This window comes from Pleurocapsa sp. CCALA 161 (genome assembly GCF_003003995.1).
Classification (GTDB): domain Bacteria; phylum Cyanobacteriota; class Cyanobacteriia; order Cyanobacteriales; family Xenococcaceae; genus Waterburya.
Window position 1 is genome coordinate 29,353 of the sequence record NZ_PVWF01000044.1, and the last position, 10,849, is coordinate 40,201.

General features: G+C 40.1%; 10 protein-coding genes. 8 read left to right on the forward strand and 2 right to left on the reverse strand.

What is annotated here, in order from left to right; genetic code table 11:
• Positions 1-270: 270 nt before the first annotated feature.
• Positions 271-1,401 carry a PepSY domain-containing protein gene (locus C7B62_RS12430; RefSeq protein ID WP_106236488.1) on the forward strand — a complete coding sequence of 377 codons (1,131 nt, stop codon included), beginning with the start codon at positions 271-273 and terminating at the stop codon, positions 1,399-1,401.
• Between the two features lie 33 nt (positions 1,402-1,434).
• Positions 1,435-2,028: a Uma2 family endonuclease gene (locus C7B62_RS12435; protein WP_106236491.1), complete on the forward strand. Its 594-nt coding sequence runs from the start codon at positions 1,435-1,437 to the stop codon at positions 2,026-2,028.
• Between the two features lie 53 nt (positions 2,029-2,081).
• On the opposite strand, the gene C7B62_RS12440 is transcribed toward C7B62_RS12435, so the two are convergent.
• On the reverse strand, positions 2,082-2,513 hold the full coding sequence (locus C7B62_RS12440; protein ID WP_106236494.1) for a VOC family protein: 432 nt from the start codon (positions 2,511-2,513) through the stop codon (positions 2,082-2,084).
• 41 nt (positions 2,514-2,554) lie between these two features.
• Positions 2,555-3,058 carry a TIGR02652 family protein gene (locus tag C7B62_RS12445; protein WP_106236496.1) on the reverse strand — a complete coding sequence of 168 codons (504 nt, stop codon included), beginning with the start codon at positions 3,056-3,058 and terminating at the stop codon, positions 2,555-2,557.
• 94 nt (positions 3,059-3,152) lie between these two features.
• Here C7B62_RS12445 and C7B62_RS12450 point away from each other — a divergent pair, with 94 nt between their 5' ends.
• The 6 genes from C7B62_RS12450 to C7B62_RS12475 all read left to right on the forward strand — a co-directional run bounded on the left by C7B62_RS12450 (position 3,153) and on the right by C7B62_RS12475 (position 10,765).
• Positions 3,153-3,680 (forward strand): gamma carbonic anhydrase family protein, encoded by a 528-nt coding sequence (locus C7B62_RS12450; protein ID WP_106236500.1) that lies wholly within the window; start codon positions 3,153-3,155, stop codon positions 3,678-3,680.
• A gap of 82 nt (positions 3,681-3,762) precedes the next feature.
• On the forward strand, positions 3,763-5,193 hold the full coding sequence (locus tag C7B62_RS12455; protein WP_106236503.1) for an FAD-binding domain-containing protein: 1,431 nt from the start codon (positions 3,763-3,765) through the stop codon (positions 5,191-5,193).
• Positions 5,194-5,327: 134 nt separating this feature from the next.
• On the forward strand, positions 5,328-5,669 hold the full coding sequence (locus C7B62_RS12460; RefSeq protein ID WP_106236506.1) for a hypothetical protein: 342 nt from the start codon (positions 5,328-5,330) through the stop codon (positions 5,667-5,669).
• Positions 5,670-5,987: 318 nt separating this feature from the next.
• On the forward strand, positions 5,988-7,004 hold the full coding sequence (locus tag C7B62_RS12465) for a hypothetical protein (protein ID WP_106236509.1): 1,017 nt from the start codon (positions 5,988-5,990) through the stop codon (positions 7,002-7,004).
• A 57-nt stretch (positions 7,005-7,061) separates the two neighbouring features.
• Positions 7,062-8,777 (forward strand): ATP-binding protein, encoded by a 1,716-nt coding sequence (locus C7B62_RS12470; RefSeq protein ID WP_106236512.1) that lies wholly within the window; start codon positions 7,062-7,064, stop codon positions 8,775-8,777.
• 647 nt (positions 8,778-9,424) lie between these two features.
• A complete protein-coding gene (locus tag C7B62_RS12475) occupies positions 9,425-10,765 on the forward strand; it encodes an aminotransferase (RefSeq protein ID WP_106236514.1) in 1,341 nt (446 codons plus the stop codon).
• Positions 10,766-10,849: the final 84 nt, after the last annotated feature.

Below are 10,849 nucleotides of genomic sequence, written 5' to 3' on the forward strand. Positions count from 1 at the left end.
TGAGTGAAGCGGAAATACTATTGTCGATTGTCATGGCTAGAAATGCCTTGCTGATCAATATTTTGATTTTTTTTATCTAGTTTAGAAGCACAAGCCAAAGAAAAATTAAATCCTGTTAGTCAAAGTAATCAGCAATTAATAGTTATTACTAAAGAGAGTAGATCTCGACAAAGGGTTTCTACTACGGGAGAAAACTAAGTACCAAGTGCAGAAGTAATTCCTGGTAGAAATGATTTAGTTTTAAGCAAAAAATATAGAGGAGCATTAATTATGAACGCTAAAAAACTACGTAATCTAGCTTTTTCTCTCCATCGCTGGCTCGGTCTAACAGTGGGCATTATTGCCATTGTTATCGGCATTACAGGCAGTATTCTCGTTTTCTATCAAGAAATTGACCCATGGCTCTTAAGTCAAAGAGTAGGACAAATAGAACCTACAGGCGATCGCTTATCTTTAGAAGTAATACTCGACAAGGTACAAGCAAATTATCAAGAGCGCCAAGATCTTAAATTCGATAGCATTTCTCCTTTAGAAAAACCCGACCTGGTTCAAGTTAGTTTCATCGATAGCAAAGAACTTTCTACTGAAGTAGACGTTAGTCCTTATACTGGGGAAGTTCTCAATACCAGAGTTTGGGATACTAGCTTTTTTGGCAGGGTTTTTCAATTACATTACGCTTTACTCGCAGGTAATGTAGGTACTGCTATTGCTGGTATTGCAGCTTTATTTATGTTCATTCTCAGCCTGACAGGCTTAGTACTGTGGTCTGGTTGGCGCAATTTCATGGCTGGGTTCAAAATTAAATGGAATGCCCGTCTCAAACGTAAAAACTACGATATTCATCAAGTAGCAGGAATCATTTCGGTTGTTTTCTTGGCAATGATTGCCTTGACAGGATTTTTCTGGAATTTTCACGACCAAACTGAACCTTTAATCTATGCTGCCACTTTTTCGCCTAAACCAGTAGAACCAGTTTCTCAAGTTGTTCCTGGCACAACAACCATGAATTTAGAAGAAATTTTACAGCGCGCACAAACCGCTTTACCAGGAGGAAAAATTACCTATATTGGCTTACCTACAGAACCAACAGAAGTGTTTCATATTTATAAACAATTGCCAGGACAAAAAGATAAATACACTAGCGAAGTAGCTTTAGACCGCTATACAGGAAAAGTTCTCAAAACAGTAAATGCAACTCAAGCATTACCCTTGGGCGATCGCGTTTTGAATGCTTTTGTACCAATGCACTACGGTACTTTTGGCGGTTTACCCACTCGTATTTTATATATCTTCGTTGGCTTATCTCCCACAATTCTATTTATCACTGGTTTAGTGATGTATCGTTTGCGTCGCCGTCCACAACCAGTTGCAGAAGCGAAGAAAGCATTAGTGGAAAGATAAAATAATAATTAACTCCTTTTTTAGAAGACTATCATGGAATCTCTAATCCTGAATATACCTCCTGCCGTAGGTTTAACCGATGAACAATTTTATCAACTCTGTATTGCTAACGAACCTTGGCAATTAGAACTTACACCAGCAGGAGAATTAATTATTATGCCGCCAACAGGAGGAGAAAGCGGAATTAGAAATTCTGACATAACCACAGATTTAAACTTATGGAACCGTCAAACCAAGTTAGGAAAAGTCTTTGACTCTTCTACCGAGTTTAAATTACCTAATGGTGCTTATCGTTGTCCTGATGCTGCTTGGATTAAATTAGAACGGTGGTCAGCTTTAACCAAAGAAGAGCAAAAACGGTTTCCGCCTCTTTGTCCCGATTTTGTGGTTGAATTGCGTTCAGAAAGTGATGTTTTAGCGAAATTACGCCTCAAAATGCGAGAATATCAAGACAATGGAGCGCGCTTAGGGTGGTTAATCGATCCGCAAACCCCTTTAGTTGAAATTTATCGATCCCAACAAGATGTAGAAGTTCTAAATTTCTCTCTGGAAAATCCGCCTCAACTTTTAGGTGAAGACGTTTTACCTGGTTTTCTTCTAGATTTGACGATTATTCTCAATCCATAATCAATAGTTTTTTTTGATGACGATCGCGAGAAAAATAAGGAGTTATATTAAACTTAATTAATGATGCGGATAAATTCTAGAGGTAAGCCATCAAGATCAGCAATAAACGCAACTTCATAAAGGCGATCGCCAATCATTTGTTGTTCGGGCTGAAGTAGAACCTTGAGGGGAGCAATTTTGTCTACACTGGGTCTTAAAGTATTAATCTTTTGCTCTAGTTCAGCAAGCCAACTACTCAAGTTAGGAGTGGAATCAGTCAGATCGAAAGACAGATGATAGTAGCCAACATAATGTTCATCATTAAAAGCGTCTGGTGCAGGCTTTGGTTCGGGAATTTGGATTAGTTCAATTCTTCCCCCCAGTCCAGTCATCCAGCAAGCTAGAGTATAGCCTGTGGTAAAACGTTCATTAACCGTAAAACCTAGCTGTTCATAAAAAGCGATCGCCTGATGAATATCAGCGGTACGAATCGAAGCATGATGCATTTTCAATTAGCAGTGAGCAGTGAGCAATGGCAATACTTATCTTATTCAAATAAGAAACGGTAGGGATAGTGACGGGGAACTCCAGGTTCTTTTTCGAGGGTAAAGTTGATAATTTCCCAATAAGGTTCGGCATTTTCAGGGCTAAAACTGATTGGTAGCCCATAAAGCTTGGGAGATTTAAACTCTGGGCTTTCGCGCCAAGGATGACTACGCCCTAAATAAGAGCTAACTAAATCTCGATAACGAAGGGCAATAATCACCTTAGTTGCACGATAACCTTCAGTATACAAAGCATCCAAAGCTTCGTGAATTTCAAAGCGAATTCCGTCAGGATGAGTATGCTGACGATACCACTGGTTTTCCCACTGTCGCCAACTTCTGCCTGATGGCAAATGAACCAATTCCTCAATTTTAGGATCGGCTTCAAAAGCACCATGACGACTACACAGATAAGTATCCGTGAGAGTGAGAGCAGGAATTGTCTGTCGGCAGTGAGGGCAAACAATTTCGGGACCAAAAACAGGGTATTGTAAAGCTAAATCCATATGATCTAAATTGGGTTCTGTTTTCTTATAACACGGGTAAATCTGGTTATGCCTAAAATATCTTGATCTCGTTAGATAGCTTATCTTATAAATTATGGCTCAATCTCAGGATTTCTATTGGTCTGCGCCCGATTTATCTCTTGCTTCGTTTGTTGCCGATAATGCTACGGTGATAGGCAATGTTGCTTTAGCCGAGGGTTGCAGCATCTGGTATGGGGCAGTAGTTCGGGGAGATGTAGAGCAGATTGCCCTCGGCAAATATAGCAATGTTCAAGATGGAGCAGTGTTGCATGGCGATCCTGGTAAGCCCACTGTTTTAGAGGATTATGTGACGGTAGGACATCGAGCAGTAATTCACTCAGCTTATATTGAAACAGGCTGTTTGATCGGCATCGGCGCAGTGATTCTAGATGGTGTGAGAGTCGGTGCTGGAAGTATTATTGGGGCAGGTAGCGTTGTGACTAAAGATGTGCCAGAGCGATCGCTGGTGGTGGGAATTCCCGCTCAGAAAATCAAAGATATCAGTGAGGAACAGGCGCAAGAATTAATTGAACATGCTCGTAAATATCACAAGTTGGCTCAGGTTCATGCAGGTACAGGAACTGATTTGGGGTTTAAATAAATTGAATTACAGCAATTAAAAACAAGTTCATCTGAACTAAAAAAAGCGCTAAGATAAACAAGGGAAAAGCATTTGATTATTCATGTCTGATTTAATACTCTTTTGGCATCGTCGCGATTTACGAATTTCTGACAACCTGGGATTAAGCACCGCAGCAGAGAAAAGTAATCGGGTAGTAGGTTTGTTTTGTCTCGATCCAGGTATTCTCGACGGGGATGAGATCGCACCAGCTAGAGTTACCTACATGATGGGCTGTTTAAAGGAGTTGCAGTCAAGTTATCAACAGCTTGGTAGTCAATTATTAATTATTCGGGGTGAACCGCAAAAAGCCATTCCCCAGTTAGCCACCGCACTTAAGGCAAAAGCTGTTTTCTGGAATTTGGATGTAGAACCCTATGCCAAACAACGCGATCGCCAAGTAAGAGAAGCTCTGAGCGAACAAGGCATTGAAACTGAAAACTTTTGGGATCAGCTCTTGCACGCTCCAGGCGAGATTTTAACCAAGTCGTCAGACTTACCTTATAAGGTTTATACGCCATTTTGGCGTAGTTGGAACAGTCAAGCTAAACCTGGGGTAGCTCAAGAAATTAACCAGCTTAATGGGTTATCTAAGGCGGCAATAAAAACCGCTGAACAAGCAGGAGCGATCGCTTTACCTTCTGCTCAAGATCTAGGTTATCAGTGGGACTCTCCGTTATTAGTAGCGCCAGGGGAAACCGCAGCCAAAGAAAAGCTAGCCGAGTTTTGCGATCGCACAATCTATTGTTACGATGAAGAACGTAATTTTCCTTATATAGATGGTACTTCACAGTTAAGCGCTGCTCTCAAGTTTGGCGCGATTGGTATTCGAACTGTCTGGCAAGCAACCCTAGAAGTCGCTCAAAATTGCCGTAGTGATGAAGCTAAAAGCGGTGTCACTACCTGGCAAAAGGAACTAGCTTGGCGAGAATTTTATCAGCACTGTATGTTTTTCTTTCCCGAATTAGCTCAAGGTGCATATCGAGACGAATTCAAAGACTTTCCTTGGGAAAACGACGAAACCAAATTTAAAGCCTGGTGCGAGGGCAAAACAGGATATCCTATTGTGGATGCAGCCATGCGACAGCTAAATGAAACAGGCTGGATGCATAACCGCTGTCGCATGATTGTTGCCAGTTTTTTGACCAAGGATTTAATCATTGACTGGCGTTGGGGTGAAAAGTATTTTTTACAGAAACTCTACGATGGTGATTTGTCCTCCAATAATGGCGGTTGGCAATGGAGTGCCTCTAGTGGCATGGATCCAAAACCTCTGCGAATTTTTAATCCTGCTTCTCAAGCTGCAAAATTTGACCAGGATGGAGAATATATTCGTCAGTGGGTGGGGGAAATCAGTTCTCTCGATAGCGAGTATTTAGTCACAGGCAAAATTCCGCCTTTAGAAAGAGCAGGTACTGACTATCCTGAACCAATCGTCGATCACAAAGTACAGCAACGGAAGTTTAAGGCATTATACCAGCAACAAAAAGCTTAAGTGTCAGTTAATAGTTAACTATCGGTCTAAATAGCGAATATTTTCTATTATTTTCTATCTTTAGTTGGATGTTGTCATGGAGCGATCGCAGCCATCATATAAAATAATATAAGAAAAATATTTGAGGTCAGCTGATGTCATTCAATAAATTAAACAACTGGTTAAAGTCTTCTATTCGTGCTGTATTAACCATGTTCGTATGTGGATTATTATTTATAGCTGTTGCTAACCCTGTTCAGGCAGCAACTAGTAAGCCTAGTGACGGCGAAGCGAATCTAAACAGGATTCAAGACAAGACAGATGACGTGGCGCGTTCTGCCCCTATGGGAATTGACGAAGTAACCAAAGAGTCCCAGAAAGGATTAAACGAAGTACAGGGTGCAGCCGATCAAGATAAGATGATTTCCCCTGAGGAAGCAGATGCTACTACAGTCAAAGAGAAAGCAGCTAATTTCTTTGACAATTTAACTAAATAAATAGAAATAGAAATAGTAGATGATTGGAAGCTATATTGCTAATCATCACAACAATCTCTTTTTTTTAGATCCTGGCTGTATGAACCATTGTCGGTATTGCAGTCAGGATTTTTAATATCAACTAATTATCAATTAACAATAAATCCGCCTGGCAAAGGAAATGTTTAATTTCTGCGTAAAAATTCGGTGGTGAAATCAGAATAACTAATACTTGTTACTTGTTACTTGTTACTTGTTACTTATTACTTATTACTCAATTTTTTAAGTAACCTAATCTGAAAAGGATTTAGTATAGCCCAAAATTACCCCACATCCGACATGAATTCTCCAACTAATTTTATTGCTGAGGTAATTTCCACCGTAGGCACTTTGACTGAAACTTTAACTGTTGAAGCCCAAAGAATATTAGAGCGAACCACAGTATCGACAGGGCAGACTTTAGACTGGATTTCAGCTAATCCTGTACTCACAGCAGCAGATAAGATCATTGGCTTGGATTGGCTAATGACCTTTCTGGGCAAAGTAGATACTGCCAAAATTGAGAGTACTGTAGTCCAAATGCGATCGCAATATCCTCATGAAACACCAAATCAAATTGCCCAGCGTTTAATTATTCAAAAAACCTGGGCAGGTGGACGTTTAGGACTATTAACTAATATTATTCCTCCTATAGCAGCGCTGTTTTTGGGTATAGAATTAATTGCTACTACTAAGCTGCAAACTGAAATGGTATATGAAATTGCAGCAGCTTACAATTTAGATCTAAATGATTCCGCCAGACGAGGAGAAGCTTTAGCGATTTTTGGTTTATCTTTAGGTGCTGATGTGGTCAAAACAGGTTTAACCGTAGTGGAGATTGTTCCTGGCATTGGACCAATTGTTGGTGCTTCTACAAATGCAGCTATGCTGTATGTTTTGGGGCAAACTGCCTGTCGTTTCTATCAAGGTAAAGTTTACCATGCCGAAATTACATCAATGCAGACCAAAACTAATACAGATTGGCAGGTAGCTTTAAAACAATCTCAGGTGATGGATCGCATCTTGGCGCATATGGTACAGGTAAGTTATCCAAATCAAGCCTGGGCAGAAATCTTACCCAAAGTAAACACAATTTCTCCTTCCTCTGTAGAAACTCTTGCCGTCAATCTTCAACAGCATCATGACTTATCGGTGCTACTGGCAGAATTGATGCCTGAGTTTGCCCCTCTAACCTTAAGAAGGTGCTATGACATTGCCATTGCTCAAGGCAATATTACCCAAGAAGAGCAGGAAATTTTGCATCAAATCGCTGTTAAATTCAATTTAGATCTTTCAGCAGTGAACAGTGAACAGTAATTCTCAGGTAATTATTTTTGAATACTTGATTGTAATATCAATCTTTAATTAAACTCTATGACTGTTCGTGAATATACAATTTTAATCGTTGACGACTCGGCTGAAGATCGTGAAATTTGCCGTCGCTATTTAGGCAAGGAAATTACTGTTAACTATAAAATTATTGAAGCGGAATCTGGGGAAGAGGGTTTAGAACAATTTGCGCTGATCCAACCAGATTTAATCCTACTGGATTATCTGCTGCCTGATTGTAACGGTTCGGAATTTATCAAAGAGTTACAAGCACAGATAAATTTTATCCCACCTATTATCATGCTGACGGGGCAAGGCAATGAAACCGTTGCGGTGGAAGTAATGAAAAAGGGGGCAAAAGACTATTTAGTCAAAGGGCAATTAACCTTCGAAACTCTAGCTACTTCAGTTAAGAATGTCCTCCAGCAAAATTATCTACAATCTTTGCTACACAAAAGTATTCAGCAACAACAGTTAATTGCTGAAACTGCCTTACGGATTCGTCAATCATTAGATTTATCAGAAATTCTGGATACGGCAGTAAAAGAAGTGCGTCTATTGTTAAATTGCGATCGCGTAGTCATCTATCGATTTGCCTCAGATATGAGTGGCGATATCGTTGCCGAGTCAATTACCCCTGGCTGGACAAAAGCTGGGGGAAAAAATATAGTCGATACCTGCTTTCAAGAGCAAGGTGCAGCTAGATATGAACAGGGCGAAACTCTAGCAATTAATGATATCTATGAATATGGTCTTTCTTCATGTCATATTAAGCTTTTAGAAGATTTTCAAGTTAAGGCTCATATAGTTTGTCCTCTTTTGCTTTCTACTGCAACATTAGAAAAACATACTAAACTTTGGGGCTTATTGATTGCTCATCAGTGCAAAAATACTCGTCGTTGGAACACGGATGAAATAGAATTATTAGACAAATTGTCAGTCCAGTTAGCGATCGCCATTCAGCAAGCAGAATTATTAGACAACTTAAAAAGCGAATTGGAAACCCGAATGCGGGTGGAGAATTCCCTGAAAGAAAAAGCTCTTGAACTAGAATGGTTTAACCGCGAATTACTCAAGATTACATCTTTGCTAAAAACTCGCAATCAGGAGTTAGATCGATTTGCCTACGTTACTTCTCACGATCTTAAAGCGCCTCTAAGAGCGATCGCCAATTTAGCAGCTTGGCTGAGTGAAGATTTAGAAGGACAGATTCCTGAAGAAAACCAACAACAACTGCAATTAATGCAGTCTCGGGTTAAACGGATGGATGGTTTAATTCAAGGGTTATTAGAATATTCTCGCGTGGGGAGAAAAGATACTCCAACCGAAACCGTTGAGGTTAAAGATTTAATCAATGAGGCGATCGATTCTTTATCTCCTCCACCAGGATTTGAGATCGTGATTCCGCCTAATTTGCCTAGTTTAACAACCGAAGCTCTTTTACTCCAGCAAGTTTTTCTGAATTTAATTAGTAATGCCATTAAATATCATCCCCAGCAACAGGGTAAAATTACCATTCTGGTGGAAGAACAAGCTGAATTTTATCAATTTGCAGTTCAAGATGACGGATTAGGTATCGATCCGCAATATCACGAACGTATCTTTACCATCTTTCAAACTTTGCAAGCTAGAGACTCAATTGAAAGTACAGGCATTGGGTTATCAATTGTGAAAAAAATTGTCGAAGCTCAAGGGGGAAATATCTGGGTCAAATCTCAACTTGGGCAAGGGGCGACTTTTTATTTTACCTGGCGTAAATAAAACAAGGAACAATAGCAATTTTTTCAAGGTTTCATGATATTGATACGCAAATGTTTACAGTAAACAAAAAGTTTCTCATAAATTTTCTAAGCTTTAAAGATAAAGTTGCATTGCTAATTATGTAGTTTATTCTAGTTTGGGTTTTACCTCATGTCTGACCAGTGTGTTTGCAATAACCATACTCCTCTAAGGCTATATATCAAGCATGGCAGACTTCACAAGCACTTGATCAATAGAAGTGGTTCTGGTTCGCCCAATTATCTAACTATCATTTAATTTAGGTCTGACTTTTGATAAAAAATTAACCACGTTGCTCTTTATGGCAGCAAATTTCGGCTAATTCCTAAATAGCAATATTTATTTTCAACTAAGCGATCGCAATATGATTGCTTCTAGTTAATGCTGATATTTTACGTCAAGCCTTGACTGCAAGAATGGCAACTAGACTTTGTTCAGGCTGCGTGATTATCTTCCAGATACCCTAAAGGATCGCGTCCCGCTCGCCTTTTTTCAAGATTTGAGATTTTAACAACAACTAACTCAACTAACTATTAAGAGGAAACAGTGCAATGTTAGATGTGAATCATTCTAACGAGTCAATCTTAGCGAAATCACAAGTAGCACCATCACCATTAAATTTGACCCAAATGGATAGAGAATCTCTCTGGCATCCAATGGTGCAGCATAAAAAATATGAACGCAACCCACCCAAACGCATGGATAAAGCATCGGGTTGCTATGTCACCGATGCCGAGGGCAAAGAATATCTAGATGGGGTATCGGGGTTATGGTGCGTCAATGTGGGTTATGGACGCAAGGAACTTGCTGATGCAGCCCATGAACAGTTAATTGAATTGTCTTATTTTCCTTTGGTGATGAGCCATTCCCCAGCGATTAAGCTGGCAGCCAAGTTAATTGAATTACTTCAGTTTGAGGGCAAGGTTCACTTTTCCAATAGTGGTTCAGAAGCCAATGAAACAGCATTTAAAATGGCGCGGCAATATCACGCCCAAACAGGCGGTACGAGGCGATATAAAATTATTTCTCGCTATCGGGCATACCACGGTAATACTATGGGTGCGCTGAGTGCTACTGCTCAAGCAGAAAGACGAGCGAAATATGATCCTCTTGTCCCTGGCTTTCTTCACGTTCATCCCCCCTACTGTTATCGTTGTCCCTTTGGCAAAACTTACGGCTCATGTAACATTGAATGCGGGACTAATATTGAAAATACGGTAATTCATGAAGGAGCAGAAAGCATTGCGGCGATTATCGTTGAGCCTGTTATTTCGGGTGGGGGCGTCATCGTTCCTCCCGATGAATATTTACCCATACTACGGGATATCTGCGATCGCTATGGCATTCTGTTAATCTTTGATGAGGTAGTCAGCGGTTTCGGGCGTTTAGGTAAGATGTTCGGACATGAACATTGGGGAGTCAAGCCAGATATTATTACCCTGGCAAAAGGGATTACCAGTGGTTATCTACCTCTTTCGGCAACCGTTACCCAACAGTACATTTTTGAGGCTTTTTTAGATGAGTCCGATCCCACCTCCCACTTCCGTCATATTAATACCTATGGCGGAAACCCCGCCTCCACTGCCCTGTCTTTAAAAAATATCGAGATTATCGAAACCGAACAGCTGGCGAACCAGGCTGCCAAAATGGGGACATATCTAAGGGCAGAATTATCAGCATTAGAAGATCATCCCTTTGTAGGAGAAATACGAGGTAAAGGATTACTCCTTGGCATTGAATTGGTAGCCGACAAAGAAACCAAAGAACCCCTCGCAGGAGAAAAAGTAGGTGCAGTTGTGGCTCGCTGTTTAGAACTTGGCACAATTATTGGACGCAATGGTAGCACTATTCCTGGACTTTCTAACGTCTTAATTATTGCTCCACCCTTGATCTTAACTGAAGTAGATGCAGACATGATTGTTCATAGTTTAAAACAAGCTTTAGATAGCCAAGTAACAAGTAACAAGTAACAAGTAACAAGTAACAAGTAACAAGTAACAAGTAACAAGTAACAAGTAATAAGTAACAAGTAACAAGTAACAAGTAACAAGTAA